This window comes from Rhodobacter sp. CZR27 (genome assembly GCF_002407205.1).
Taxonomy (GTDB): Bacteria; Pseudomonadota; Alphaproteobacteria; order Rhodobacterales; family Rhodobacteraceae; genus Cereibacter_A.
Genome location: NZ_CP023549.1, coordinates 196,623 through 221,893, shown reverse-complemented (window position 1 = coordinate 221,893; position 25,271 = coordinate 196,623). Strand labels below are relative to the sequence as shown.

General features: G+C 68.1%; 24 protein-coding genes and 3 pseudogenes. 9 read left to right on the top strand and 18 right to left on the bottom strand.

Features of this window, described 5'->3' with window-relative positions; genetic code table 11:
* Positions 1–106 precede the first annotated feature (106 nt).
* The 3 genes from CK951_RS17220 to CK951_RS17210 all read left to right on the top strand — a co-directional run bounded on the left by CK951_RS17220 (position 107) and on the right by CK951_RS17210 (position 2,675).
* Positions 107–280: a YdcH family protein gene (locus CK951_RS17220; protein WP_096787465.1), complete on the top strand. Its 174-nt coding sequence runs from the start codon at positions 107–109 to the stop codon at positions 278–280.
* A gap of 289 nt (positions 281–569) precedes the next feature.
* Complete coding sequence (locus CK951_RS17215) at positions 570–1,775, top strand: acyltransferase (protein ID WP_332461075.1); 1,206 nt, start codon at positions 570–572, stop codon at positions 1,773–1,775.
* Positions 1,776–1,931: 156 nt separating this feature from the next.
* Positions 1,932–2,675: a rhomboid family intramembrane serine protease gene (locus CK951_RS17210; protein WP_232520777.1), complete on the top strand. Its 744-nt coding sequence runs from the start codon at positions 1,932–1,934 to the stop codon at positions 2,673–2,675.
* A gap of 3 nt (positions 2,676–2,678) precedes the next feature.
* Here the strand turns inward: CK951_RS17210 and CK951_RS17205 are convergent, their stop codons facing one another.
* From CK951_RS17205 to CK951_RS17145, 13 genes are all read right to left on the bottom strand, one after another.
* Complete coding sequence (locus CK951_RS17205; RefSeq protein ID WP_096787463.1) at positions 2,679–4,184, bottom strand: lipopolysaccharide biosynthesis protein; 1,506 nt, start codon at positions 4,182–4,184, stop codon at positions 2,679–2,681.
* Between the two features lie 147 nt (positions 4,185–4,331).
* Positions 4,332–4,814, bottom strand: coding sequence for a prepilin peptidase (locus tag CK951_RS17200; RefSeq protein ID WP_096787462.1), 483 nt, complete (start codon positions 4,812–4,814; stop codon positions 4,332–4,334).
* Between the two features lie 3 nt (positions 4,815–4,817).
* Complete coding sequence (locus CK951_RS17195) at positions 4,818–5,591, bottom strand: helix-turn-helix transcriptional regulator (protein ID WP_232520776.1); 774 nt, start codon at positions 5,589–5,591, stop codon at positions 4,818–4,820.
* A 335-nt stretch (positions 5,592–5,926) separates the two neighbouring features.
* A complete protein-coding gene (locus CK951_RS17190; RefSeq protein ID WP_096787460.1) occupies positions 5,927–6,916 on the bottom strand; it encodes a type II secretion system F family protein in 990 nt (329 codons plus the stop codon).
* A gap of 17 nt (positions 6,917–6,933) precedes the next feature.
* On the bottom strand, positions 6,934–7,899 hold the full coding sequence (locus CK951_RS17185; RefSeq protein ID WP_096787459.1) for a type II secretion system F family protein: 966 nt from the start codon (positions 7,897–7,899) through the stop codon (positions 6,934–6,936).
* Position 7,900: 1 nt separating this feature from the next.
* Positions 7,901–9,277, bottom strand: coding sequence for a CpaF family protein (locus CK951_RS17180; protein WP_096787458.1), 1,377 nt, complete (start codon positions 9,275–9,277; stop codon positions 7,901–7,903).
* Positions 9,278–10,462: an AAA family ATPase gene (locus tag CK951_RS17175; RefSeq protein ID WP_157764634.1), complete on the bottom strand. Its 1,185-nt coding sequence runs from the start codon at positions 10,460–10,462 to the stop codon at positions 9,278–9,280.
* 40 nt (positions 10,463–10,502) lie between these two features.
* The gene (locus CK951_RS17170) at positions 10,503–11,129 is read right to left on the bottom strand and encodes a TadE/TadG family type IV pilus assembly protein (protein ID WP_096787456.1); all 627 of its coding nucleotides are present in this window, start codon (positions 11,127–11,129) and stop codon (positions 10,503–10,505) included.
* A complete protein-coding gene (locus CK951_RS17165) occupies positions 11,126–11,629 on the bottom strand; it encodes a TadE/TadG family type IV pilus assembly protein (RefSeq protein ID WP_157764632.1) in 504 nt (167 codons plus the stop codon). Before CK951_RS17165 ends, CK951_RS17170 begins: the two co-directional genes overlap by 4 nt.
* Positions 11,630–11,633: 4 nt before the next feature.
* A complete protein-coding gene (locus CK951_RS17160; RefSeq protein ID WP_096787454.1) occupies positions 11,634–13,055 on the bottom strand; it encodes a Tad domain-containing protein in 1,422 nt (473 codons plus the stop codon).
* Positions 13,056–13,068: 13 nt separating this feature from the next.
* Positions 13,069–13,893 (bottom strand): Flp pilus assembly protein CpaB, encoded by an 825-nt coding sequence (cpaB, locus tag CK951_RS17155; protein ID WP_096787453.1) that lies wholly within the window; start codon positions 13,891–13,893, stop codon positions 13,069–13,071.
* Positions 13,894–13,980: 87 nt separating this feature from the next.
* The gene (locus CK951_RS21430; RefSeq protein WP_096787452.1) at positions 13,981–14,181 is read right to left on the bottom strand and encodes a Flp family type IVb pilin; all 201 of its coding nucleotides are present in this window, start codon (positions 14,179–14,181) and stop codon (positions 13,981–13,983) included.
* A gap of 340 nt (positions 14,182–14,521) precedes the next feature.
* Positions 14,522–16,324, bottom strand: coding sequence for an NAD(P)/FAD-dependent oxidoreductase (locus tag CK951_RS17145; protein WP_096787451.1), 1,803 nt, complete (start codon positions 16,322–16,324; stop codon positions 14,522–14,524).
* 236 nt (positions 16,325–16,560) lie between these two features.
* Here CK951_RS17145 and CK951_RS17140 point away from each other — a divergent pair, with 236 nt between their 5' ends.
* Together CK951_RS17140 and CK951_RS22145 are read left to right on the top strand one after the other, a co-directional pair.
* The gene (locus tag CK951_RS17140; RefSeq protein ID WP_096787450.1) at positions 16,561–18,405 is read left to right on the top strand and encodes a sigma-54-dependent Fis family transcriptional regulator; all 1,845 of its coding nucleotides are present in this window, start codon (positions 16,561–16,563) and stop codon (positions 18,403–18,405) included.
* Positions 18,406–18,602: 197 nt separating this feature from the next.
* Positions 18,603–18,704, top strand: a pseudogene (locus CK951_RS22145) (IS481 family transposase); the annotation flags it as partial.
* A gap of 859 nt (positions 18,705–19,563) precedes the next feature.
* Here the strand turns inward: CK951_RS22145 and CK951_RS21745 are convergent.
* From CK951_RS21745 to CK951_RS17120, 3 genes are read right to left on the bottom strand one after another with little or no spacing between them, the layout of a single operon-like run.
* Positions 19,564–20,229, bottom strand: coding sequence for a YsnF/AvaK domain-containing protein (locus CK951_RS21745; RefSeq protein ID WP_232520775.1), 666 nt, complete (start codon positions 20,227–20,229; stop codon positions 19,564–19,566).
* A 51-nt stretch (positions 20,230–20,280) separates the two neighbouring features.
* Positions 20,281–20,709 carry a YsnF/AvaK domain-containing protein gene (locus tag CK951_RS17125; RefSeq protein ID WP_232520774.1) on the bottom strand — a complete coding sequence of 143 codons (429 nt, stop codon included), beginning with the start codon at positions 20,707–20,709 and terminating at the stop codon, positions 20,281–20,283.
* A 49-nt stretch (positions 20,710–20,758) separates the two neighbouring features.
* Entirely contained in the window at positions 20,759–21,874 is a 1,116-nt protein-coding gene (locus CK951_RS17120) for a hemerythrin domain-containing protein (RefSeq protein WP_096787449.1), read from the bottom strand.
* 856 nt (positions 21,875–22,730) lie between these two features.
* Here CK951_RS17120 and CK951_RS21175 point away from each other — a divergent pair.
* Positions 22,731–23,090, top strand: a complete 360-nt coding sequence (locus CK951_RS21175; protein WP_157764630.1) for an ATP-binding protein — start codon at positions 22,731–22,733, stop codon at positions 23,088–23,090.
* A gap of 310 nt (positions 23,091–23,400) precedes the next feature.
* Here the strand turns inward: CK951_RS21175 and CK951_RS21740 are convergent.
* A pseudogene (locus CK951_RS21740) lies at positions 23,401–23,628 on the bottom strand (N-6 DNA methylase); the annotation flags it as partial.
* On the opposite strand from CK951_RS21740, the gene CK951_RS21735 reads away from it, so the two are divergent.
* From CK951_RS21735 to CK951_RS17100, 3 genes are all read left to right on the top strand, one after another.
* Positions 23,540–23,911: a hypothetical protein gene (locus CK951_RS21735; protein WP_232520773.1), complete on the top strand. Its 372-nt coding sequence runs from the start codon at positions 23,540–23,542 to the stop codon at positions 23,909–23,911. The pseudogene CK951_RS21740 and the gene CK951_RS21735 overlap by 89 nt on opposite strands.
* A 76-nt stretch (positions 23,912–23,987) precedes the next feature.
* The gene (locus CK951_RS17105; RefSeq protein ID WP_157764629.1) at positions 23,988–24,152 is read left to right on the top strand and encodes a hypothetical protein; all 165 of its coding nucleotides are present in this window, start codon (positions 23,988–23,990) and stop codon (positions 24,150–24,152) included.
* A 314-nt stretch (positions 24,153–24,466) separates the two neighbouring features.
* Entirely contained in the window at positions 24,467–24,760 is a 294-nt protein-coding gene (locus tag CK951_RS17100; protein ID WP_096787446.1) for an integrase core domain-containing protein, read from the top strand.
* Positions 24,761–24,777: 17 nt separating this feature from the next.
* Here the strand turns inward: CK951_RS17100 and CK951_RS21730 are convergent.
* A pseudogene (locus CK951_RS21730) lies at positions 24,778–25,242 on the bottom strand (DDE-type integrase/transposase/recombinase); the annotation flags it as partial.
* Positions 25,243–25,271 lie beyond the last annotated feature (29 nt).

Sequence of the window (25,271 nt, the reverse complement as noted above, 5' to 3'; positions counted from 1 at the left end):
CGGGGTGCGACAGGTTGTGCCGAAAAGATGCGGCTCCCACCCCTTGCTGTTCGCCGCGGCAGGGCCCACGTCAGGGGAAAAGGTCCGCTTCAAGGAGGAGCTCCAGATGACCGTCGAATCCCACATTTCCGTCCTGCGTCGCCGTCACGACGAACTGGACGAGCAGATAGCCGCCGCGCTGCAGCACCGCGGTATCGACGATCTGGAGATTCAGGCGATGAAGAAGGAAAAGCTCCAGTTGAAGGACGAGATCACCCGACTGGAAGCCGCGGTCGATTGACCACCGACCTTCGGCTTGATGGCCCCGGCCGGCAAATGCCGCGCCGGGGCTTTCCATTTTGGGGGCATGCGATGCAGACCCGGGTGCAGGGCCGGCCCCGCCTCACTTGTGATTGCCCCGCCACATCGCGGCACGATCTTCCGGCGCGACATTGCAGGCAGTTGATCAGGTCCGTCAGGCCGTATTCAGCAATGCAAGGCCATAGCATGACGAGGCTCGGCGAAATCGGGTTCAGCAGATCGCAGCCGGCGGCCTTTCGGAGCAGGCCGACGGGCGGGCGCTGTCGGATTTGATCGGCGCCAGCGTCCGCCGCCTGTTTACGAGGATTCCGTCTTTGTCAGCATCCGATTGTCCAGAGCCTTCACCGGGCCCCTTTGAAAGTTACCGTTCCCGAAGCCGTTTCGGCAGTCTGGACGGCCTTCGCTTCCTTTGCATCTCGGCGGTCCTCTGGCATCATCTGCCCTACCGCGAGCAGATGGCCGATGTTGCGCGAATTCTCACGCGAGGATTTGCCGGCGTGGACTTCTTCTTCGTCCTCAGCGGCTTCCTGATCACCACCCTTCTCATGCGGGAAGCTTCCGCAAACGGCCGCTTTTCCCTGTCGGGCTTTTACAAGCGACGGGCACTCAGGATCCTGCCCGTCTATTTCCTGCTGATCTCGACAGTGGGAGCCTACTACATCTGGATCAAGGGGCAGGCCATCTACATCGACTACATGCCCTTCTACTACCTGTTCATGGCGAATTTCCTGATAGACGACCTCCCGCTTCTAGGGCCAACATGGTCGCTGTCGGTGGAAGAGCAGTATTACCTGCTCTGGCCGTTGATCCTGATGCTGCTTCCCCGGCCTGCGCTCGTGCCCGCGCTTGGCCTGTCGGTGATCCTCTGCACCATTGCCGGCACGGAGGCCTTCGGGATCTTCGGGATCCATGGCATCGACCTGGGACTCATCCGCCTTTCAATGCCACCCTATTCACCGATCCTGATCGGCTCCGCACTTGCGGTCATTCTGCATGACAGGCGATCGTTTGCGATGATCTGGCCTGTTCTGGGGCACAGGCTTGCCGCACCGGTTTCCTTCGCCACGCTGGTCGTCCTCTGGCAGGTTCTTCCGGAGAATCTGCTGGGCTGGCCGAACCTTGTCATGCATCTGACGATGGCTGCCTGTCTCGCCTCGATTGCCATGCGCGAGGATCATCCCATGGCTGGCCTTCTGAGGTTCGGCCCGGTCGCGCGGATCGGGATGGTGAGCTATGGCATCTACCTCTACCATCTCATTGCGCTTCATTTCGCGAACATGCTCGGCGGTGATGGGGGATGGCCGAGATCAGCTTCCGCTTCTACGAGAGCCGCTTCCTCGCCCTGGCGCACGGACGCGCCCATGGCAGTCATTGGCGCCGTTTCACGCGTTTCCTGTGGCCTGATCGCCGGACAGGAGGGTGAGGGAAAACTTTCCGCTCGGATGCCGCGGCTTCAGGGTGCCCCTGAACGGTGAGCGCTCTCTGTGCTCGCTCCGCGGCACACCGCGGGGGCCGAGCTGTCGGCGTTCGTGGCGCCATCCTCGGCCCGGCGCGAGGTCCGCCGCGCCACGACGACGACCGCCGGCGTCGGCCCGATTCGGCCTGGCCGACGCCGGGGGGCTGGCGGCGGGATGCTCGCGGCGAGAGGGGCGCCGGGGCTTGGCGGCGCCGGCCCGGCGGCCTATCTGGGCCTCATGTCAGACCTGTCCCACCGCCGCGCCAGCCCGCGCCCCGCTCCGTCCTCCGCCGGCGCCCCCGCCTTCGTCTGGGTGCTCGTCGGCCTGCTGGCCGCCATCGAGATCATCCTTTCGGCCGCGGATGCCGGGCTGATCGGCGCTCCGCGCTGGCGGTCGCTGGCGATCTTCCTTGGCGCGTTCTGGCCGCCGATCCTGGCCGAGGGGGCTGGCGGGCTGTTTCCCGGCCAGCGCGAGGCGATGTTCCTCACGCATGCCTTCCTTCACGCCAACATGCTGCACATGGTGATGAACGCCGTGATCCTGCTCGCGCTCGGGAAGGCCATCGGAGAGCGGGCGGGCGCCTGGCGGACGCTGCTGCTCTTCGCCCTATCGGCCGTGGCGGGCGGTCTGGCCTTCTGGCTGATCTCTGTCAGCGACGGGCCGATGATCGGAGCGTCGGGCGCGGCCTTCGGCTTCTTCGGCCTGTGGAACGCCTGGGACCTTCTCCGCCGCCGGCAGCGCGGCGCGAGCCTTCGGCCGGTGCTGGGAACGATCGTCGGACTCATCGTGGTGAACGTGGTCCTGTTCGTGTTCCTCGAGGGCGGCCTTGCATGGGAGGCGCATCTGGGCGGCTACCTGATGGGCTGGCTGGCTGCGTTCACCTTCTGCCGTCTGCGCGACCCCGTGCGGCAGGTCTGACGATCAGGCCCCGCTGGCCGCGCGCCGGCGGAGCGGCAGCCGCTCCGCCGCGAAGCGCCACGCCTCGCGCAACGTCTCGCGACCGGACGGGCTGACGGCGATCATCGCGGCAGTCAGCAGGTAGGACAGAAGACCGCCGATCGCCAGCGCCAGCAGCCCCGGCTCGGGCAGGGTCGGCTTGATGACCCACAGCAGCCCCAGCACCAGATGCGCCGCCACGATCATCGGCCCCACGCCGCGCAGCATGTCCCGGATGCCCACCGGCCCGCTGCGACAGGTGAGCAGCCAGATCGCCGGCACCTTCAGGTATTCCGCCGCGGCGACCGCCACGACGACGCCGATCAGCCCGAACGGCAGCCCGGCCAGCACCGCGGCCGCCACGAAGGCGGCATGGATCAGGCCGGAGTGGAAGAAGTCCCTCGAGCGTCCCTGGCTGATGAACAGCCAACCCGCGACGTTGTTCAGCGGTTGCACCAGCCCCGCAATGCCGAGCGCGGTGAAGATCGCGACGCTGCCCTCCCAGTTCCCGCCGAAGGCGAGGGGGATCACGATGTCCGCAAAGGCCGCCGCGCAGGCCATCATCGGCAGGATCAGGAGCAGCACGAGCCCCACGACGCGCAGATAGGCGCTGCGGTAGCGGCCGGGCTCGTCCTGAAGCCGTGACAGCGCCGGGACCATGACGCGGGCCAGCGGGTTGAAGATCGAGTTGGCCGGCATCAGAACCAGCTTGAACGCCCGGTCGTAATAGCCGAGCGCCTCGCCCCCAAAGGCGCGGCCGATCACGACCTTGTCGAGGTTCATCGAGAAGAAGTTGGCGAAGTTGAAGCCGGTGATGCCCGCGCCGAAGCCCATGAGCGGCCTCCAGCCCTCGATCAGGCGCGGCAGCCCCGGGCGCCAGCGCGACCCGAGCCACATGCCGGCCGTCGGCACCAGCGTCCCGACCAGCGCGCCGCCAAAGAGCGCCCAGGGGCTGGGGTCGATCCAGCCCCAGATTGCGGCGGCCGCAAGAGCCGAGACGGCACCGGCCACCTGGATGAAGCCGAGCCGCACATACTGCATCCGCCGGATCAGCAGCGCCCCGTGCTGCGCGCCCAGGCCGTTCAGCGCGATGGTCACCGACAGCGCCGCGATCAGCGGCGCGACCCGCGGTTCCTGGTAGAACATGGCGACCAGCGGCGCGGCCAGCAGCAGAAGCACCGTCAGCGACAGGCTGAGCGCCACGTTGACCCAGAACAGGAAGTTCACCTCCTCGTTCCGCAACCCCTGCTTCTGCACGGTCGCCGCCAGCAGGCCGAACTCCTGCAGCATCATCAAGAGCGCGATCACCGGCGAGCACATCGCGACAAGACCGAAGTCCTCGGGCGACAGCAGTCGCGACAGGATCACGACCGAGCCGATCTGCGTCAGCATCAGGGCAGCCTGCGATGCCACGGTCGCCACGGCGCCGCGGCTGGCGGTGGCACGAAGGGCGCCTTCCGGTGGATCGAAGGCGCTGGATTCGGATGTCACTTTAAGGGTCTCCGTCGGATGGTGCGGGAGGCGGGGCGATGGGCCGCCCGGACAGGAGACAGGTGCCGTTGCGCCGCCGCAAGCCCTTTTCTCGCACGGCGCGGCCGTCGGGGGCAACTGCCCGGAGGTTCGGCATGGCGGGGCGCCTCAGATCGATCCGGTGGCGAGCGGCGCGAGGAAGGGGTGTGCAAGCCCCGCAAGCGCGATCGAGATGCCCATGGGAAAGCGCCGCGTCCGCTGCATCGATGGCCAGGAACTGCGCCGCGCCGCCGGCAGCAGCCGCACCAGCAGGATGACCGCGATTCCCACCAGCAGCGCAGCGGCGAAGATGTTGGCGAAGACCGGCATCTGCGAGACCGGCACGAAGAGCAGCAGCGCCGCGAGGATCTTCACGTCGCCGCCGCCGATCAGGCGCAGGCAGAAGGCGGCGAAGCCGATCACGAAGACACCCCCCGCCACGACCAGTCGCATCGGCAGGTCATCGGGCGGGAACCACGGCAGCGAGATCACGAACAGGGCGACGGCCGCGAGGCTCAGGGCATTCGGGATGCGCATGTGGCGCAGGTCGCTGGCCGCCACGGCGACCAGCACCGGCGCAAGCAGCATCAGTGGAACGAGCGAGGCGGCCATGGCTCAGGCCGTCCGCAGCGTCGGCCGCGGCTCCGCCTCGCGCGAGTCCAGCAGGCGGAACACCAGCTCTGCCAGCGAGGTGACGCCGGTCTTGGCGTAGATGCTGCGCAGGTGCGACCGCACCGTGGACTTCGCCAGCCCAAGCTCGGCCGAGACGCCCTCGACCGACAGGCCGCGGCTCAGCAGCAGGCAGACGCGGAACTCGGCCCGGCTCAGCTGGTGGGGATTGGCCTCGCCCAGCACCGGACGGTTCGCAAGGGCGTCGGCGCGGGTGCGGTGGCAGGTGATGGTCCGCGTGACCACGCCGACCTGGCGCTTGGCCCAGCTTCTCGCCATCGTCGGCAGAACCGCGGCGATCGCGGCCTGCACCTCGGCCGACAGCTGGTGGCGGAAATGCAGCTCGATATGGTCGCGGATCGACGGGCCGGCGGCCAGCACCAGGACGGCGAACTCTTCCAGGCGGCGCGCGGCCTGCCACTCGGCCAGCGCCGGATGGGGATCGTGGCCCGGTTCGGCGGCCTCGACGGAGCGGAGCCACAGGCTTGCCGGGCGCGGGCGCTGCAGATGGCGCCCGAACTGACCGTCGGCATAGCTTGCGACCAGCGGGCGGACGGGATCGGCGCGGCGCTCGTCATGCGCGGCCACGCGCTGCGGGTGCATCTCGTTCGTGTGGGTCCGCACGATCATGCCGCATTCGGCGCCCACGCTGCGGATGAAACGGGCCAGCGCCTCGGTCAGGCTCTGCCGGCCCTGGAGCGCCTCGCAGAACTCGGCCATGGCATCGACAACGGCAACGTGAACCAGAGCGGGCCTCCGATCCGCGGAGGCACCGACTTCCCAATGTCTCGTCATTAAAAAATGCCCCTCCAGGAACGCACCGGCGCAAATCCACCGCCGGCGGGAAGACCAATACCAAAGGCTGTGTCGGATAATTCCTAATAGCCCATCGCCCCACCTGTATGAGAGCTTTCCTTGCCTATCCCTTTATTGTCAATGTCAGACTGCTCTACGCCCTATGGATGAATGAGAAATACATCTGCGGGTAGAGGATCCGCGGCGCCGCACACAACCTGCGTCGGAAGATCCGGCCCCGGCCGGGGCGCCCCGTGGAATCAGCCGGAGAAGTACCGGACGTAGCGGATCACCACCGGGCCCAGCGTCAGCAGGAGCAGCGCCGGCAGCAGCAGCGAGGCGAGGGCGATCGACATCTTCACCGGAAGGCGGTTGGCGGCTTCCTGCGCGCGCAGCTCGCGCGACAGGCGCATTTCCCGGGCATAGACGGTCAGCGCGTCGGACATGCTGGTGCCGAACTGCATCGCCTGCAGCACCACGTTCGCGAACGAGGACACCTCGTCCACCCCGGTCCGCGCCGCCATGTCGAGCAGCGCGCGGTCGCGGCTGCGGCCGGCCTGGATCTCCCGCTGCGCGGCGAGGAACTCCTCGGAAAGCTCCGGCGCGGTGGAGGCCAGTTCGTTGCCCACCCGGATCATCGCCGCATCGAAGCCCATGCCGGCCTCGACCGAGATCTGGATCAGGTCGAGCGCATTGGGGAAGGCGTCCTCGATGGCGCGGTGGCGGCCGCCGGCCCGGGCCTTGAGCCAGTAGGCGGGGCCGAAGAAGCCCACCGCCACCATCGCGGCCATGATCTGCGTCAGCATCAGCTGCGACAGGCCGCCGACCGCGATCTCGATCCGGGCGGGCAACGGCAGGTAGCCCGCGCGCGATGCCCAGATCGCGGCCATCACGGCGGCCGGCAGCAGGAAGCCCAGCACGATGCGCGTCAGGTAGTAGTTCCGCATCGCATGCTCGCCCGTCAGGCCAGCGAGCGCCAGCTGGCGCTGGACCTGCATCCGCTCGGCCTTGTCCGTGGGCACCAGCGCCTTCATCATCCCCGAGGGCGTGCGGTCGTTGCCCGGGCGCAGCAGGCCCGCATCGGCAATGACCTCGCGCCGGGGCACCTGCCGCGCCATGCGCCGCAGCGCCGGGTCGGGCTTCAGCATCGACGCGACGCCCATCACGGCGATCAGCGCGCCCACACCGACCGCAGCCGCGGCAAGCGTGGGAAGGTTCGACTGCGCCGTCTGCATCAGGCTTTCGAGCATCGACTTCTCCTGTCGGGTCAGATCCGGAAATTCACCATCCGCCGCATCACCACGAAATTGACGGAGATCAGCACGAAGACGGCAATGGCGAAGGGGCGGAACAGCGGGTCGTCCTTCACGTCGAAGTAATAGGTCGGCGAGGTGATCGAGGTCGCGACCAGGATGAACAGCGGCAGCGACGACAGGAAGATCGAGGTCAGCCGCCCCTCGGCCGAAAGCGCCTTGACGCGCTTGCGCATCGAGATCCGGTCGCGGATCACCCGGCCCAGCGTCGAGAGCACGCGGGCGAGGTCGCCGCCCGTGCCGTGCTGGATCGCGACGCTGACCGACAGGTAGCGGACGTCCTCGAGGCCCGTACGCTCGGCGAAATCGGCGAAGGCATCCACCAGATCGTCGCCAAAGGCCACCTGGTCCACCATCACCCCGAATTCCGAGGCGATGGGGTCCGCCATGTCGCGCGCGACCGAGGCCATGGTGGCGTTCAGCGGATGACCGACCATCAGGCCCCGTGCCATCAGGTCGAGCGCGTCGGGCATCTGCGCCACCAGCGCATCCATGCGCCGGGCCTGCATCTGCCGCACCACCAGAAGCGGCAGGCCGATGCACAGGGCGCCCGCGATGCCCGCCGCGGCCGCAGGCGGGATCAGCGCCGAGCCCACCACCGCAAGGCAGGCCGCGCCGAGCAGGCAGAGCGAGACGAAGCTCTGCGGCCGGGTCGACAGGCCGGCCTGCCGCAGCACCTTCGGCAACGGGCCGATCAGCGGGATGCGCGACAGGGCCCAGTCCTCCTGCCGGGGCTTGAGGATCTGCAGCACGTCCGCGGTGGTGGCGCCGCGCCGGATAAGCTTCATCCGGCGGTTCCGGACCTCGTTCAGCGTCTCGCCGCGGCCGAGGATCTGGCGCAGCCCTTCGAAGGCCAGGAGCACCCCGAGGAAGATCCCGGCATAGCCCAGGGCCTCGATTTCCGTTCCCTGAAGATCCATCTCAGGAGCCCTCCGCCAGGAAGCTCATCTCGCGCAGGTCGATGCCCGCGGCCTGCAGCTGCGGCAGGCAGCGGGGGCGGATGCCGGTGGCGCGGAACTCGCCGAGCACCGTCCCGCCCGGCGAGACGCCCGTGCGGCGGAAGACGTAGATGTCCTGCATCGTGATGATGTCGCCCTCCATCCCGGTGATCTCGGAGATGCTCATGACGCGCCGGCTGCCGTCGCTGAGGCGGTTCAACTGCACCACGACATGCAGCCCCGAAGCCATCTGCGCGCGGATCGCCGAGACCGGGAAGTCGAGGCCGATCATCGTGACCATCTGCTCGATCCGGCCGAGCGCGTCGCGCGCGGTATTGGCGTGAACCGTGGTCATCGAGCCGTCGTGGCCGGTGTTCATCGCCTGCAGCATGTCGAAGGTTTCGGCGCCGCGCACCTCGCCCACGATGATCCGGTCCGGCCGCATCCGCAGCGCGTTGCGGACGAGATCCCGCTGGGTCACCGCTCCGGTGCCCGAGGGCCCCGGCGGGCGGGTCTCCAGCCGCACCACATGGTCCTGCTGCAGTTGCAGTTCGGCCGCATCCTCGATGGTCACGATCCGCTCGCGCCGCCCGATATAGGAGGACATGGCGTTCAGCATCGTGGTCTTGCCCGAGCCCGTGCCGCCCGAGATCAGCACGTTCAGCCGCGCCTCGACCACGCCGCGCAGGAAGGCGGCGGCGGCGGGCGGCATGGCGCCGATCTCGACCAGACGGTCCATGGTCAGGGGATTGCGGGCGAACTTCCGGATCGACATGGACGGCCCGTCGATCGCGCAGGGCCGGATGATCGCGTTCACCCGGCTGCCATCCTCGAGGCGCGCATCCACCCAGGGGTTCGACTCGTCCACCCGGCGGCCGACGCGCGAGACGATCTTGTCGATGATGCGCAGCAGGTGGCGCTCGTCGCGGAAGCGGACGCGGGTCTTCTCGAGCACGCCGGCGCGCTCGACATAGACGTTCCTGTGGGTGTTCACGAGGATGTCGTTGACGGTCGGGTCGGCCAGCAGCGGCTCGAGCGGGCCGAAGCCCAGCACCTCGTCCAGAAGTTCGTCGATCAGCTGCTTGAACTCCTCGGCGCGCATCGGCTTGCCGCGGTCCGACAGCACCTGCGACACCAGCGACGCCACCTCGCGGCGCAGCTCGTCCGGCTGCACCTTGTCCAGCACCGAGAGGTTCAGCCGCTCCAGAAGAACGTCGTGCAGCTCGCTTTTCAGTTCGAGCCGCGCGACCAGCTCGGATTCCTGCGGCGACAGCGGCAGGGGATCGGCGGCCGCCGGCTTCGGAAGCTCTATGACAGTCCCGTTCGCGGGCTTCTGGGACCGGGTGAACTGGGTAAACACCTAGAGGGCCTCCTTTGTCTGGACGGCTGCGGGGAAACGCGCGTGGATGCTGGCGGCCAGGCGGCCCACCGCGCGCGACAGCGACGACCGCGGCGCCACCTGGGACAGCGGACGACCGCGGTCGGCGGCATTGTGGGCGGCCTTCGCGTCATGCGGCAGCCAGTGATCGAGCGGCCGTTCCAGCACCTTCGCCGCCTCGCGGTGAAGCGCCGAGGGAAACAGCGGGCGCGACTCGTTGTTGATCACCACCTGCACCGGCAGGGCGATGTTGTCGGCGGTGAAGAAGTCGATCAGGCGGCGGCAATGGCGGATCGAGGAGACCGCGATGTCGCTGACCAGGATCAGCTGGTCGGCGCGCCGCACCACCGGCTCGATCCACTGTGCGAGCGCCCGGGGCAGGTCCACCACGACATAGTCGTTCGTGGACAGCAGCGAATCGAGGATCGCCGTCACCTGCTCGTTCCGCAGCGCCTCGAGCGGGACGAACCGGGTCGGTGCCGCGAGGACGGACAGGCCGCCCGGCAGGACCGGCATGGACTGGCGCAGGAAGTTGGCGTCGGGGATCGTCCCGTCGGCCGCGATCTGCATCAGCATCTCCTGCTCGGGCAGGTCGAGGTAGGAGCCCACGGTCCCGAACTGGAGGTCGAGATCGACCAGCGCGACCCGCGCGGTCTGCTTCGCCCGCCGCCGGTCTGCCGGGGAAAGCAGCCGGTCGGCAAGGTTGACCGCCACCGTGGTCGCGCCGACGCCGCCGCGCGCCTGACTGACCGCGATCAGCCGTCCCATGCGCTCGGGGCGGTGGCTGCGATCGCGCTGCAGCCGCTCGATCTGCTCGGGCAGTTCCTCGGCTAGGATCGAGATCGGCAGAACCGCGTCGATCCCGGCCCGGGTCAGCGCATGCGCCTCGGTGATCGACAGCCCGGCATCCGCCATCGCAACAAGGACCGTGTCGCCCGACCTCCCCTTCGCAAGATCCGTCGCGGCGCGGATCTCGGCCGGATCGCCGCCGGCGGCGCGGAACAGGATCATGTCGTAGCCGCCGGACATCTGCACGGCATGGCCGTTCATCTCGGCCAGCGTGGTGGCCTGCCAGTCGAGCCGCACGCCGGGCGCGGCGGCCAGAACCTGCTCCACGCCTTGAAGCACCTCCCGCTCCGGGGAGATCACGAGGATCGATCGGTTCACGGTCTCCGCTCCCTTTCCATATGCGACCAGCGCCGCGGTTTCATCCGTTCTCGCCAAGCGCGAGGTCCTCGCCCGGCAGCGACACGCTCATCCTGGGCATCGGCAAAGTCATCGGCAGGGTCGAGTTTCCCGCCCCCGCCAGCGCCGCCAGCGCGGCCAGCGGCGTGACGAAGCGGAAGGTGACGCCCTCCAGCTCGACGGTGACGACCGGCACATAGGGGCCGCCGAGGAACCCCAGCGCCTCGTCCTGGTCGTAGGTGAAGCTCAGGTTGGCGATGGTCGCGTCCGGGGGCAGGATCGGGCCGATCAGGCCCCAGATCTCGGCCGCGGTGGCATTGCCGGCCTCGCCCGGGCAGGTGATCCGGCCCACCGGGGCGCAGAGGTCGGCGGCCGCATCGCACATCGTCCCGAAGGGCAGCAGGCTTGGCGATCCGCCCCGCAGGTTGGTGGTGGGCACGCCGGGGCAGGCGGGCGGGCGCACCGCGGCGATCCGCGAGGCGCGCTCCATCGCCTTCTGCGCCATGGCGTGATCGGCGCCGAGCCGTCCGAAATCGATCAGCGCCAGGAAGATCAGCAGGAAGATCGGAAGCACGATGGCCATCTCGACCAGCGTCGTGCCGTCCTCGTCGCGACCGAAGCGGGCGATGCGGTGGTGCGGGCGGATCATGTGCCGTAGATCCTTGCGCTGTCGGCCACCGTCGTCGTCACCGAGGGCGCGTCGCCGCCCACCAGCGTGAAGATGCCCGAGAAGGGAAAGTCGATCGTCAGCTGCGCCGAGACCGTGGCCACCGCCGGGATCCCGCCGCGGAAGGTGTCGGCCCCGGTGCAGTCGTAGCTCACGGCCACCGTGCCGAGCGTCACCGCGCCGGGCAGCACGCCGCCGCCGGTCTGGCTGGAGCCGACGATGCTGCGCAGCCGGTCCGAATAGTCCGGCGGCTGGGTGCCGGTCAGCTCGCACATGTCCGCCGGCGCCACCCGGGCGACGTAGCGCACCGCATCCCGCACGCCCGAGATCGCGGCCTGGTAGGCCACCAGCATCCGGGCCCCCTCGACGATGACCGCGAAGACCACCAGCATCATCGGCAGCGCGAGCGCGAATTCGACGAGGGCGGCGCCGCGGTCGTCGGCGTGGAAGCGGCGGAGGAAGCTGGGGCGGGACGCTCTCATGATGTCACCGGTAGAGCTGCACGACATCGTGGAAGTATCCGCCCGAGCCCGAGCTGCGCGCCTCGGCCGAGCCCACGATCTCGGCCCACATGTCCACAGTGGGCGGCGACGTGCCATCATCGCCGACCGGCTCGGTCAGGAACATGCGGAAGAACTCGACCACCGGCACGTCTTCCATGCTGCCCCTGACCGGCGTGGTGGTGCAGTCGATGCCGGCCACGGTGATCACCCGGCGCTCGGGATCGGTTGACGGATATTTCGAGCAGATCGGGCGCCCGGTCTCGCTGCGTCCGGTCAGGATATTGCCGCCGGCGGCCGCCGCGATCTCGGCCAGGTAGTATTCATAGCGGGTGCGCGCGCCGGGATGCGGATCGGTGCCGCCGTAATTCTTCGCGACATAGGCCGTCCGCCCGGCCGCCCAGTTGCCGTCGCCATAGCGCGAGCACGCGCGGGTGGCAAAGCAGGTGTCGCGCGGCAGGGCCATCGAATCCGGCGAGCCCGGCGAGTTGTCGCAGGACTTGCCCTTCGTCCTCGACACGTAGCCCTTGATGACATTCGGCGCCGCGGGATATTTCGGGTCATTCGCCGCGTGCTGCATGCTCTTTTCATAGATGTCGAAGCGCACGTTGAAGACGGGGGCGGCGATCCCCTCTCGCTGACCCGGCTGCATGTCCACGCCGCGCTGGCTGACGCACTGGGTCAGCGCCCCCACGGCCCCGATCAGGCACTGGTCGCGCTTGACGCCGTTCTCCTTGCTGCAGGTGCCGCTGTCATCCGCGAAATCGTCGGGATCGATGAAGCCGAAGTCGCCCGGTCCCCAGGCGGCGTTCTGACCGCCCGAGCGCAGCAGCACCATCTCGCCGATGTGCTCGTCGGCGCGGAAGTCGGGGTGGGGCAGGCAGAACATCATCGGGGTGATGTCGCAGGCATATTGCGTATAGCCCGCCACGGCGGAGGCCGCGACCCGGTTCCCGGTCTCCTGCCGCCCGGTCAGGGCGAAGAAGGCCGCGGCGAAGGTGAAGGGCACCGCGCGCGGCGCGACGGTCGCGCGGACATGGATCGCCTCGTGCGGATCGGTCGTCACGTCCGCCATCGCGGCCCTGTCGTCGGCCGGAAGCGAGGCGAGGAAGGTCAGCGTGAAATCGTCGGCGTCCAGATCCTGCGCGCCCGCGCCGAAGGTCTGGCGGTCCGAGATCAGCTCTGCCGCCGCATCGCGGGCCCGGTCGATGGAATCCGCGCGCCCGTCCAGCTCGCCGGCGGCAGCCAGCGCGACCTGGTCGGCGAAGGCCTGCAGTTCGGATTGCGTGGCCGCCATGCGGCCCATGTCGAACGAGAGGGCGACCATTCCAAGCATGACGGCCAGCGCCACCGCCCAGAAAACGAGGATCGCTCCCTCCTCGTCCTCGCGGAGGGGTCTGCGGGTCATCTCTGCCTCGGGTTCAGTTGACTTCGACGGTCTCGACCTCGCCCGCGCGGCGGACCTTGATCCTGGTCCTGACCGGTTCGGGGGCCGGTGCGTCGACGGCCGGGGGCGGCGGGGCGTTCAGGATGTCCTCGAGGGCGACGGAGTCGAGCTGCCGGTTCGGTTCGGCGTCGAGCGTGCGCAATGTCAGGCTAAGCGTGCCGGCCTTCTGCGCCAGCGCCAGGGCCTGGCCCTGTTCGGGCGTCACCTCGACGGTGACGGTTCGGGCGACCGCGGATTGTTCAGTGCGCTCGTCGGTCTGCTGGTCTACACCCACAATGCGGATGTTCTGAAGGATCGTTGTTGCGCTCAGCCCACCACTCTGGCTCTGAGTCAGCACGATGTCCACCCGGTCGCCAGGGGTCACAAGTCCGCCGACGGCGGTCACGGCATCCACCTTGATCGCCATAGCGCGAGTATTGGGGGCAAGATTCTGCACCAACGTCACCTTCTGGCCGTAGCCCGAGACCTTTGAGGTCAGGACGATCTCGCCTTGCGAAATGCTCTTGAGGGCGCGGCGCGGCTGCTGGCCCTCTGCAGGCAGCAGCATCTTGGCGTCCGTAACAGCGGCAGGAGGCAGGGCTTCCTTTGGCCAAGCGATGACCTTCAACATCGACGGCTGGATCTCCATCCCGAACGGGATGTCACGATTCGCGACGATCACCTGCACCATGTCTAGTGAAGTGCCCGGTTCGCCGGCCGACATTGCCGGCGTCGCCACAAGGTAATGACGCGCGCCGATGGCAGAGCCTCCAGCAATGGCCACGCCGAGCATTGCGACAAGAACGGACCTCATGGCCATGGAAGGATCTCCTCGAAGTGATCGACGCGCGTCATAAACAGGCAAGCCGAGACACGGTTGCCATGCCTCGGCCTTTGGCTTCTGCGGTCAATCGCCAGCGGGCGCTTCACGCGAAATCATCACGTCATGCGCATCAGTGAGGTTATCCTCAATGTCACCGGCCAGCGTGAGAAGCGCCGTGGTGCCGACGATGATCGCGAGCACGACGGCGATGCCGTATTCGACCAGGGTCACGCCCTCTTCGTCGCGGCGGAAGGATTTCCATTTGGTGTTGAGGAACTTGAACATAATGACATCCTTTGAACGTGCCGGCGGGGACCGGCGGGTGGTCTTCCGAACCGGCGGTGGCTGCCCGGCTCGCCCACCAATTTCGGCAAAATTGCGGCGTTCCGCATCGTCAGGGACGATGAGATTCACCGCTGGCGGTTGAATTAGCGGCCGTCCATAAAGCTTTCGTCAAGGAAACAGGGCCCCGGCTCCCGCATGCGCCACGCATGGCTCCGCCCGATTCCCGTTAGATTCGTGCCCCGGGAATGACATCGCCCCGCTCGCGCGGCGGCGCGGGCGGGGCGAGCGGACGAAGGCGGCGGCGACCCGGGAGCATGGCGCCGGCCCGCTCCTCCGGCCGTCAGCGCAGGTGATGCGGCGGCTCGAGGCCCCACACGGGCGTGTCGATGCCCGCCTGCCGCGCCTTCAGCTGCAGCGACAGGTAGCGGGAGTAGTGCCGCGACTGGTGCAGGTTGCCGCCGTGGAACCAGAGCCCCTCCTGCATGGTGGGCTTCCACATGTTGCGCTGCTCGCCCTCCCACGGGCCGGGATCCTTCGTCGTGTCGGACCCCAGACCCCAGCACTTGCCGACCTTGTCGGCCACCTCGGGACTTATCAGGTCCGCGGCCCAGCCGTTCATCGAGCCGTAGCCCGTGGCATAGACCACCAGATCCGCCGGAAGCTCTGTCCCGTCCTTCAGCACCACCGAGCTTTCGGTCAGATGGCTGACGTCCGAACCCGACTTCAGCTTGATCGAGCCGTCGATCACCAGATCGCAGGCGCCCACGTCGATGTAATAGCCCGAGCCGCGGCGCAGGTATTTCATGAACAGCCCCGAGCCGTCGTCGCCGAAGTCGAGCATGAAGCCCGCCTTCTCCAACGCCGCATAGAAGTCGGCGTCGCGGCGCTGGATCTCCTCGTATTGCGGGACGTGGAAGTCGGCCATGATCCGGTAGGGGACCGAGGCGAAGATCATGTCGGCCTTCTCGTGGTCGATGCCGTTCGCCACCGCCTGCTCGGAATAGAGGCCGGACAGGCAGACCTCCATCAGGCTGTCCGACTTCACGATATGGGTCGAGGAGCGCTGGACCATCGTCACATCCGCGCCGCCTTCCCAGAGCGCTGCGCAGATGTCATGCGCCGAGTTGTTCGAGCCGATCACCACGACCTTCTTGCCGCGGTAGGCGTCCGGGCCGGGGTGCTGGCTGGAATGCTGCTGCTCGCCCTTGAAGATGTCCTGACCGGGGATCACCGGCACGTTGGCCTTGCCCGACATGCCGGTGGCGAGCACGAGCTGCTTCGGGCGCAGCACCACCTCCTCGCCGTTGCGGTCCACCACCACGGTCCACTCCTTCGCCGCCTCGTCGTAGCGCGCGGATTTCGCCGTGGTCGAGGACCAGTAGTTCAGCTCCATCACCCTGGTGTACATCTCCAGCCAGTCGCCGATCTTGTCCTTCGGCGCGAAGACCGGCCAGTTGTCCGGGAAGGGGATGTAGGGCAGGTGGTCATACCAGACCGGGTCATGCAGGCAGAGCGACTTGTAGCGCCGCCGCCAGCTGTCGCCGGGCCGTTCGTTCTTCTCGACGATGATCGTGGGCACGCCCAGCTGCCGCAGCCGTGCGCCAAGCGCGATGCCGCCCTGACCGCCACCGATGATCAGCACATAGGGCTGCTCCTCGTAGCCCAGCCGCTTGGCCTCTTCCTCGCGCTTCTCCTTCCAGGTCTTGCGGTTCGGGTCGTGGCCATGCTCGGCGCCCATCGGGCGGCGGATGCGGCGCGGCTCCTCGTGGCCCTTCAGCTCGTGCAGCGCGGTCAGCAGCGTCCAGACCTTGCCGTCCTTCATCCGGATGTGCCCGGTGCCGCGCCCCGTCGCGGTCTCGAAGGTCAGCCAGCCCTCGGTCACCCCGTCCGCCGCCGTCACCATCTCGCCCGGGTCCAGCGCCAGCGCCTGCGGCGCGATGGCGGAGAGCTGCGCGGCCGCCATGTCGCGGATCTGGCCTTTGCCCTCGCAGGTCTTGATGTTCCAGGTGAAGGCGGCCAGATCGCGCCAGAAGCCGGTTTCGAGGAAGCATTCGGCCACCCCCTCGGCATCCTGCGCGACCAGTGCACGCTCCAGTTCCGCGACCAGCGCCGCAAGCGCCAGGTTTTCGCTTTGGTCGAGCATTCGGTTCCTCCCTTGTGTTCGATGGCAAGATCATGCGGCGGCAGCGGCAGGGACCAAACGCGAATTCGTGGATGCGTGTTTTCAACCACTTGGGCGGCGGGGGTGTTGCACGCGATGCAACACCTGTTGCAGCGGCCGGGGCGCGACCCCGCCTAAAGCCTCGGTTCGCGCGAGGGGCCGGCGCTGCTAGCATCCTCCCGTCGGGCCTTGGGAGGGGCCCGCGGAGGGAGGACATCATGGATGCTCACCTGAGCCATGTGCGCGAGATCGAGGCCGTGGCCGAGGGCCGGCCGCCGGCGCGGGATGCGGTGGTGGTGGAAAGCTGGCTGCGCTGCCTGACGAAGCACCGGCTGGACCCGACCGCGCGGTCCGAGGCCTTCATCCTGCCCGAGACGGCGCTGCGCGAGCACCGCCAGCGCTCGGAGGAACTGATCGCCATCGCCCGGACCGGGATCGAGAACCTCTATTCGCTGGTGGCGGGGCAGAACTACGTGCTGCTGCTGGCCGACCGGGCGGGAGTGACGGTCGAATATCTGGGCGACGAGGCGCAGAAGCAGGAGCTGCGCCGCAGCGGTCTCTACATGGGGGCGGAATGGTCCGAGGCGCGGGCCGGCACCTGCGCACTCGGCGCCTGCATCGAGACCGGCGAGCCGCTGATCATCCACCAGACCGACCATTTCGACGCCACGCACACGGGACTTTCGTGCACGGCGGCGCCGATCTACGACACGGCGGGGCGGCTCTCGGCGGTGCTGGACATCTCGCTGCTGTCCTCGCCCCGGGCGAAGGCGAGCCAGTCGCTGGCGCTGAACCTGGTGCGCGCCTCGGCGCGGCGGATCGAGATGGCGAACCTGATGGCCGAGAACCGGCGCGAATGGGTGCTGCGGCTGTCCGGCTCGCCGGATTTCCTCGATGTCGATCCCGAGGCCGCGCTGTCGCTGGACGGGGCGGGCTGCGTGCTGGGGCTGACCAATGGCGCGGCCCGCATCCTGGCCCGCGCCGCGGGCCTGGACTGGCGCGCGGCCGACCGGCTGATCGGACGCCCGGTGTCCGAGTTCCTGAACGTCCGCGTGGACCGGCTGGACGAGCTGATGCGCCAGCGCCCGGCGGCCGAGCGGTTCATCGAGACCCGCGACGGCCACCGCCTGTTCGCCCATGCGATCGAGCCGCGCCGCGCCCCGCCGCGGATGCCGCCCGCAAGCCCCGCGCTGCCGCTTGCGCTGCGCGGGCTGGCGGGGGACGATCCCGCCATGGCGGCGCTGCTGCGGACCGCCGCGGCGCTGGCGCCGCAGCGCCTGCCGATCCTCATCGAGGGCGAGACCGGCACGGGCAAGATGGTGCTGGCGCGCGCGATCCACGAGGCCGGCCGCGGCGGGCCCTTCGTGGTCGCGCCCTGCGCCGAGGTGGCCGAGGAGGAGGCGCTGCTCTTCGGGCGCGTCTCGGGCCGGCGCATCGAGGAGGGGCTGATCGCCGCCGCCCATCGCGGGACGCTGGTGCTCGACAAGGTCGAGGAGCTTCCGCCGCGGATGCAGGCGCGGCTGATGCGGCTCGCGGCCGAGGGAAGGTATCTTCCGGTGGGCGCGGTGCGGCCGCTGCAGGTGGACGTGCGGCTCATCTCGACCACGCTGGCCGATCTGGACGGCGACGGGGCGGCGCTGCGGCCGGATCTGCTGCACCGGCTCGCCGGGGCGCGGCTGCGGTTGCCCGCGCTGCGCGACCGGCAGGACAGGCTCTGGCTGGCCGAGCGGATGCTGGCCGGGTCCGACCGGCCCCTGACGCTCGCGCCCGAGGCGCTGGCGGCGCTTGCCGCGCATGGCTGGCCGGGCAACCTGCGTGAACTGGCCCATCTCGTCACGGGCCTGCGGGCGATGGCCGGCAACGGTCGGGTGGATCTGGAGGATCTGCCGGAGCGCATCCGCACCGCGGTCCGCGGCGCACCGACGCAGCGCCTCGCGACGGGGACGGTGCTGGCGCAGGTGCTGCGCCAGACCGGGGGCAATGTCTCGGAGGCCGCGCGCCGGCTGGGCGTGAACCGCTCGACCATTCATCGCCAGATCCGCCGGATGGGCGTGACACGCTGACCGCGGGTAGGGGACAGTAAGAGTTGCACGAACCCGGAAGCCCGCGGGTGAAGCCGGAAGATGCTGGATCAGCGTGTGATTTCTGAGGGTTACACGCAGGTCGCGGGGCGCTGCACCAAGATCCTGATGTCTTGCGCCAGGTGTTTGACCCCACGGTTTGATGATACAATCGTTTCTCGGGCATGGAAGGAAGCCCTATGGGACAGGTTCGTGACGTGAGCGCCATGAGCACGCACGCTGTCCGAGTTGCAATACAGCGATCGGAAGCGTCGCTCGCGCAATCGACCCGCGAGTTGGGCACTCGCGGACTGCGTTCTTGTTGAAGCCCAGAAGCCAGGCTACGGTGCGGTAGCCGAAGGAAGGCTCCTTTTCGATCGTGGCCTTGATCGGGTCCGCGAAGCGATGCCGACCCGGTCAAGCACGCCCAATGAGGTGGGCACATCGGAACTGCATTGAACCAGCATTATGTTGGCGGCCGCAGCGCCGACCACGGACCGAAGCATGAACCCAGGGTGATCTCACGCGAAGGAGCGAACAGCATGGCGGCGGAGAAAAGGAGCGAAGCCGCATCCAAGCGGGCGCCAGCTTGTGGGCAAAACGGCTTGACCGAGGCTGCCCCGTTACCGAAGTCCTGACCCTGGTCGATGAGTTTCTGATCTTTCTCTCGCCCGGAGCGGCGAAAACCTTCGTCCCGAAAGCTGACATTCTGCGCATTCTCCTTCCCGCTGCCGTCCCATCTCTGGCAGTCGGCTGGCGTCCCTCCGCTCTCAGGCTTCAGATCCGGAAGCATCCTTTCGCGGCCCTTAGATCGCCGAGCTTCCCGGGCGACGCTATGAGAGGCATTCTGCTCGGGGGCGTCGTCGCAGAGTTCGGACGGCGGAGGATCCCCATTGAAATCGATGGGATCGGATTGCGGCAAGACGGCGCGCAGATAGCACTCGCGGCCCCCCACCGTCAGCGTTCTGGGACCTGTGCGGAACCCCGCCGCGGAAGAGCCGCTTGTCGGTCCAGCGGCTCTCCTCGGGAGGCGGCGGTGCCGGCGCCTGAGGACGCAGTGCCGCGGCCCCGCAGGCACAAGGCGGAACACGGCGGCGCCCTCAGGCCTCCCGGGCAAACCCCGCTCCGTCAGGAACGGGGCGCAGACCCGGGATGCGGCCCTTACTTCCTTGCGGTGCCAGCGCCGATCTGCTCGACCTCGACGTGGGTCTTGCGGACCGTGTCCTTGACCGTCGTCCGGCGCTCCGTAGTCTCCTTGCTGAGTTCCACCTCGCCGACCACCCGGGCCTCCTTGTGGACCTCGGCTTCTTCGCGAGTGCCCATCATCTCGACCGTCTTCTCCTTGAAGGCCGCCTCGGCCTCGTCGCCTTGCAGCAGGCGATCGGCGGTGCGGCGCTCCGCACCCACGGTCTCGGTCCGGAGAGTGACGGTCGCCTCGACCGGCGTCTCGCTGACGCTGGAGGTCACCCGCACACCGCCGTTCGTGGTCTTTGCCTTGCCGACCGAGAACTCTTCCTCGACGATCGGCATGACCTCGCCGCCTTCCCGGCCCTTGTCCGAGGTAGCGCGGTCCATGATCGACTGCGCCTGATCGGACTGGTCCTCTGACACATGCGCCACGACCACGGCCTTGCCGTCGCCGGCCGCCTCGGCATAGGCGCGCGCGTCGACCTCGTCGAAGCCGTAGTCGGAGATCTCGCTGACAAGCTTGGCCTTAGCTCCGCTCAGGATGTGGACCTGATTTTCCCCGAAGCCTTCGTCGCGAAGCGCGGCGATGGCCCGGTCGGCGATCTTCTTGTCGTTGTAGGCGATGATGAGGGTAGCCATTCTGGTTTTTCCAATATGTTCAGGTGGGTCAGGGCAGACGGGCGAGACCCGTCAGCCCGCGTCGCTTTCAGGGTCGCCGAGGGCGGCCAGCCGTTCGATTACGGCCTCTTCCCGTCGGAGCGTAACGGCGTGGGAACTGGTCTCGATGTCCCGGTGCCGGGTGATGCGGACCTCTGCCGTAGCGCGGAGGCGCGTTTCGACGACCGCCACTTCCTCGACCAAGGTGACGATCGTGGTGTCGCCCTCCTGCCGGACCGGGACTGGCCCGTCGACCCACTGGCCGAGGGGGACACGCTCGACCTCGATGGTCTCGCGTGTGACGGGCGTGTCGATCATGGCTTCCTGCTCATGCACGACCGTCCGGACGCGCACGCCCTCGGTGGGCGTCGTGCGCTTGAGGATGACGGCCTGCTCCTCGACGATCGGGATCATCCGGCGGGAGGGAACGGCGTCTGGCGCGGATCTGGATGGCTTGGGCATCGGGGAGTCCTTCCGGAGATGGCGTCACGGCCAGAGGCCGGGCGCGCATTCAGCGACGTTGGTTCGGGAACATACGAAGGCCTATGCCGTCGCGGACGAAGGCGAGATAGCGCGCGTTGAGCTGGGTCATCCGCTCGAGGCTGCCGTTCATGAAGTCGCTTTGAATCCTGGCGACATCGACCAGCGATCGGGCACTGCCGACCGCCACGGTCGCCTGCATCGCATGCCGCGCCTGCTCGCTCAGCAGCTCCATCATCGACGGCTCGGCGAGAGTAGTCTCGGCCTTGGGTTGGGCCTCCTGCGACTGGCTCGTGGTGCCGCGAAGGGCCTTGCCCAGATCGCGGGCACCTTCGGCGCTCGCCGTCATGACGGTGCGGGCGACGTTGACGCCAGCGTCCACCATGTCCATCGCCGAGGCTTCCGCTTCGGCCGCACCACGCTCTTCGCGCTGGCTGGCAGCCTGCTGTGGCTGGGCGCCGTCATCGCCTTTGCGCGCGACAGAGCTGGTTCCGGTCTGCGCCGCAGCCGCTTCCTTTCGGTTGCGCTCGGCGTCGGCCCTCGCCTTGCCCTTTGCTGCGTCGGCCGCCTCGGCCTGCTCGCGCTTTGCCTGGGCGCGGTCGGCCTGCTCGCGCTCGGCTTGCTCGCGCTTTTCCTGCTCCCGTTCGGCCTGCTCGCGCTCGCGCTTTGCCTGGGCGCGGCGCTCGTCGGCCTCGGCACGCTGGGCGGCCTCGAGCTGGGCCTTCCCGTCCTCGATCTTCTCGACGACGGCGCTGGCCTCCTCGTCCGTCAGCGCCTTGGCGACCACGGGCAGGAATTCCTTCTTGTCGTCGCGGACGTGCTGCTGGAAGACCTTCTGCAGCTCGGACACCTTTGCTCCGAACGCCTCGCTGTCCTTGGGCGTGCGCTCAAGCTCGGCCAGAAGCTCGCGCGTCTCCCGGTTGTCGTTCAGCGCCTCGGCGACGAGCCCCTTGGTTTCCTTGTGCTTCTTCAGCGCCGGAAGAAGGTGCTGCTCCTCGAGCCTGGCCTGAAGCTCAAGCTCGTCCTTCAGCTCGGAGAACAGCCGGTCGCGTGTCTTGACGGCAGTATCGGAGGTGTCGACGAGCCGGGCAAACAGCTCGTTGGCCCGCTTCGGGCTCGACTCTATCAGTTGTCGGATGGTTGTCATGGTATGTCCTTTCAGCCGGTGCGCAGCTGAGGGTCCGCAGGATTTCCTTGCGGGACAGCCGGGCACGACTTGAATGCGTTGGAGTTACGGTCGCAGCGGAACCATTCCTCTCCACGCAGGGCTTCCCGACGCGGAAGCTGCGCATGCATCATGAGATGCTGCACTGCATCAATGAACCTGACGCAGATAAGTTCCAGGCGAATGCGCCTCGGTGGCGGGCAAATGAAAATCGGCTGGAGTTTCTTTTCGTCCGCTGGCCACGAACCGGTCTGCCATCGCTGGATGCAGCCGATCTGCACCGGTAGCCTTACGCCGCTACTGCAGCGCACATCCTTTCACCCAGCACGCCCGCGCGCTCGGGGGGCGGGAGGGCAAGCCTGAAGGACACGGTGCGAAGCACTGGCAGAGGGCACGCGGGGAGAGCGAGGCAGGGATGCGGCGGCGGTGTTCCGGACGCTGCGGCGGACGGTCAGGCCGGCAACCGCAGCAGGAAGCGGCCGCGCAATAGTTGCGGCGAACCCGCGGTTTCTAGACGTAATCCTGCGCGGGTGTCCTCCTGTTGCACCCGCGCGGTCCCGGCGATCGCGCGGCGTCCGCCGACAACGGCGAGGGATGCAGGGGGCTGATGGACACCTCCAACCGGCGGCCAACAGGAAGGATGCGGCCGATCCCGACAAGGCTATCGCGTACCGCCGCGGAAGACCGGGGCGGCCGTTCGGCCGCCTTCACCGCGCGATGCCGCGTCCCCTCGCCAGATGGAACGGTGCCTGAAGGAGATCTCGGCCGCCAAGGTCCAGAATCGTTCCCTCGATCTGTGCGCCCGCCTGGCGGAGGTGACGCTATGAGCCTCCCGCGGGTGAAGCTCGACATCGACAGGACGCGGGAGAAGCTGGCCCCACTCGGCCTTGGCGACGCCCTCGATGCGCTTGAAGGTTCTCTGTCCGAGGCAGTGCAGACCGAGATGCAGGCCCGGTTCTTTCTGGACCGACTGCTCGACGCCGGACGCTCCGGCCGTGAGAAACCGCGCGTGCGCACGATGCTGAAGACCGCAACGGTCTCGACCGGCGCGACTCTGGAAAACTTCGACTTTGCGTTCCAGCCGACCATCGAACGATTACGCATCGAGACGCTCGCCGCCGGCGCCTGGATCCGCAACTCCCAGGTCGTGCTGATGCAGGGCCCGCCCGGGGTGGGGCGCACCTGCCATGCGGGTTAGGCATCCGGGCGATCCAGTTCCGGTTCTCGGTGCACTCCTTTCGTTTCGAGAGGTGCTGACCGCCCTGCGCGCCGAGGACCCCCTGCCGCCGAACCGGCCCAAGAAGCGCAAGTGCATGTTCAGTACGCTGCTCCTGATGGACGAGATGGGCGACGACTCCATGAGCCGCGAAGTTGCGAGCCTGTTCTTCCGCCTCGCCAACTACCGATGGCCTTGTCGCCATGATCATCGCCACGAACAAGAGGATCCGCCACTGGATCGAGTTGCTCGCCAGGGACGAGGTGCTGGTTACCGCGATCCTCGATCGCCTGCCGGTGCCGTAGAGAAGGTTGTCGGGCAGACCAGCGATGCCCTTGATGTAACCGCGCCTCAGAAGCTTCTCGCGTAGCCGGGCCTCGGCGTTGCCACGGAAGAGGACGCCATGCGGCAGGATCACCGCGCTCGAGCCGGTGGCCATCATCAAGGCAAGGATGTGCAGCAGGAAGGCGAAATTGCCGGTCTTGGCCGGCGGGTCGCCGTCGATGAAGCGGCCGATTTCGCCTCCGCGGTCAAGCAGCGGACCAGGCCCTGGCCGACAAGGGCAGGTTGCGCAGGCCGCACGCGTTCCACCTCTGCTGCGTCGCGAGCTTGCGGCGCTCCTGCGCCTTCTCGCTCTCGACGAGGTGGACGATCCGGACGGTGATGCCGCCGGGTACTTCGCCGCGATCAATCCTGCGGATCCGAGGGTGCACGAGAACTGCAGGCTCACCGAGGCCTTCCGCGAGGTGGTCGACTCCTTCGACGATCTTCAGGACGCGGCTCCCCGGAGGGCCGCCGCATGACCTCCGCCGGCGCTGTTCGGGGCCGGCGCTTGACCCCCGGTGCTTCCACACGAAGACAATGGAGGAGGTCATGCCGATGGAAGAGACACTCGGGACGCGAACCGAACGTGCCGTGGCGCAAGGCTGCGCCGTGGCGGCGGCGCTGCGCGCGCGTCATCTTCAACGTTCCGCTTCCCGCGGCGGGTTGCCGGAGGTCTGCCTGCGGCGGCTGGGCCTGGGCCGCGTGTTCGACCGCCCATGATGGCACCCGCGCCGGCACGCCCCGGAACCGCGTGTGCCGGGCTGGCACTTCGACCCAGTCATCACCAATCTTCACGCGGATCCCCCCCCCGGGACCTCGACGTCGATCGCGCCTCCGACGGTGAAGTGGCGCGCGAGCCGCAGGCTGTTGTACGGAACCCCGAGGATGACGACCCTGCTTCGTGAGCCGATAGACGCTGGGAAGCCCCAAGGCGATCCCCTGCCGCTCGAGCCACTCCAACGCCTTCAGCGGCCAGTTGCCGGCCTTCATGTCCGCGTCCCACTGTTCGAGCAGGGTGCGATCCGCCAAACCCCATGCAGAACGACTACGCAGCCGCGTTCAACGGCCGGATGCGCGGTGAATTCCTCAACGAGATCCTGTTCTTCGGCATCGCCCACGCCAGCGAGGCCGTCGCCGACTGGGTCCTGACCTATTACACCGAGCGCGCCCACTCGGCCCGGGGCTACCAGACACCGAAGGCTTTCGCCGCCCAACACACCGCAATGGGCGATCGGCTCCGCGCACCTGAACCGCTGCGCCGATTGCCCATTGCTCCATCGGCACAACCACGCATTTCTCGACCACCGGCTCTGGCGTCCGCTGGATGAATGTTGGGGGTCACGGCAGCGAGGCTGTCGAAGGTCTCGCCGTCCAGCAGTTCGTCGCGGAGCTTGGAATTGAAGCTCTCGCAATAGCCCTGCCTCGGGATAACGGTCCCCCGGACCGTTCTCTGGCCCTCTGCAGTCCCAGGGGCCGCCCGGGCTCGATGAAGACCGTCCTGGTGCCGACCGCGGCGATCCAAGTCTGCGCTGCAGTGGCTATGAACTGGGGGCCGATGTCGGACCTGTGTGGCCGGGAACGCCGTGACAGATGAACAACTCGGAGAGGCCATCGAGGAAGTTGGTCGAGTTGAGCTTGCGGGCGACGCGGATGGTCTGGCACTCGCGGGTGAACTCGTCGACGACGTTGAGCATGCGGAACTGCCTCCCGTCGTGGGTTCGGCTTTCGACGAAGTCGCAAGACCAGACATGTTCGTGTGCTCGCGCCGCAGGCGGACGCAGGACCCGTGATTGAGCCACAGGCCCCCCTTTATGGATGGCCCGCCCCTCCCGCCGCCCT

Coding starts and splice junctions, on each gene's coding strand:
- CK951_RS17210 (WP_232520777.1), top strand. CDS start 1,932: ATGCTCGCGGCGAGAGGGGCGCCGGGGCTTGGCGGCGCCGGCCCGGCG.
- CK951_RS17170 (WP_096787456.1), bottom strand. CDS start 11,129: ATGATCCGCCCGCACCACCGCATCGCCCGCTTCGGTCGCGACGAGGAC.
- CK951_RS17140 (WP_096787450.1), top strand. CDS start 16,561: ATGGATGCTCACCTGAGCCATGTGCGCGAGATCGAGGCCGTGGCCGAG.
- cpaB (WP_096787453.1), bottom strand. CDS start 13,893: ATGGCCATGAGGTCCGTTCTTGTCGCAATGCTCGGCGTGGCCATTGCT.
- CK951_RS17125 (WP_232520774.1), bottom strand. CDS start 20,709: ATGCCCAAGCCATCCAGATCCGCGCCAGACGCCGTTCCCTCCCGCCGG.
- CK951_RS17165 (WP_157764632.1), bottom strand. CDS start 11,629: ATGAGAGCGTCCCGCCCCAGCTTCCTCCGCCGCTTCCACGCCGACGAC.
- CK951_RS17120 (WP_096787449.1), bottom strand. CDS start 21,874: ATGACAACCATCCGACAACTGATAGAGTCGAGCCCGAAGCGGGCCAAC.
- CK951_RS17190 (WP_096787460.1), bottom strand. CDS start 6,916: ATGCTCGAAAGCCTGATGCAGACGGCGCAGTCGAACCTTCCCACGCTT.
- CK951_RS17160 (WP_096787454.1), bottom strand. CDS start 13,055: ATGACCCGCAGACCCCTCCGCGAGGACGAGGAGGGAGCGATCCTCGTT.
- CK951_RS21430 (WP_096787452.1), bottom strand. CDS start 14,181: ATGTTCAAGTTCCTCAACACCAAATGGAAATCCTTCCGCCGCGACGAA.
- CK951_RS17100 (WP_096787446.1), top strand. CDS start 24,467: ATGCAGAACGACTACGCAGCCGCGTTCAACGGCCGGATGCGCGGTGAA.
- CK951_RS17185 (WP_096787459.1), bottom strand. CDS start 7,899: ATGGATCTTCAGGGAACGGAAATCGAGGCCCTGGGCTATGCCGGGATC.
- CK951_RS17200 (WP_096787462.1), bottom strand. CDS start 4,814: ATGGCCGCCTCGCTCGTTCCACTGATGCTGCTTGCGCCGGTGCTGGTC.
- CK951_RS17105 (WP_157764629.1), top strand. CDS start 23,988: ATGGAAGAGACACTCGGGACGCGAACCGAACGTGCCGTGGCGCAAGGC.
- CK951_RS17220 (WP_096787465.1), top strand. CDS start 107: ATGACCGTCGAATCCCACATTTCCGTCCTGCGTCGCCGTCACGACGAA.
- CK951_RS17195 (WP_232520776.1), bottom strand. CDS start 5,591: ATGGCCGAGTTCTGCGAGGCGCTCCAGGGCCGGCAGAGCCTGACCGAG.
- CK951_RS21745 (WP_232520775.1), bottom strand. CDS start 20,229: ATGGCTACCCTCATCATCGCCTACAACGACAAGAAGATCGCCGACCGG.
- CK951_RS17145 (WP_096787451.1), bottom strand. CDS start 16,324: ATGCTCGACCAAAGCGAAAACCTGGCGCTTGCGGCGCTGGTCGCGGAA.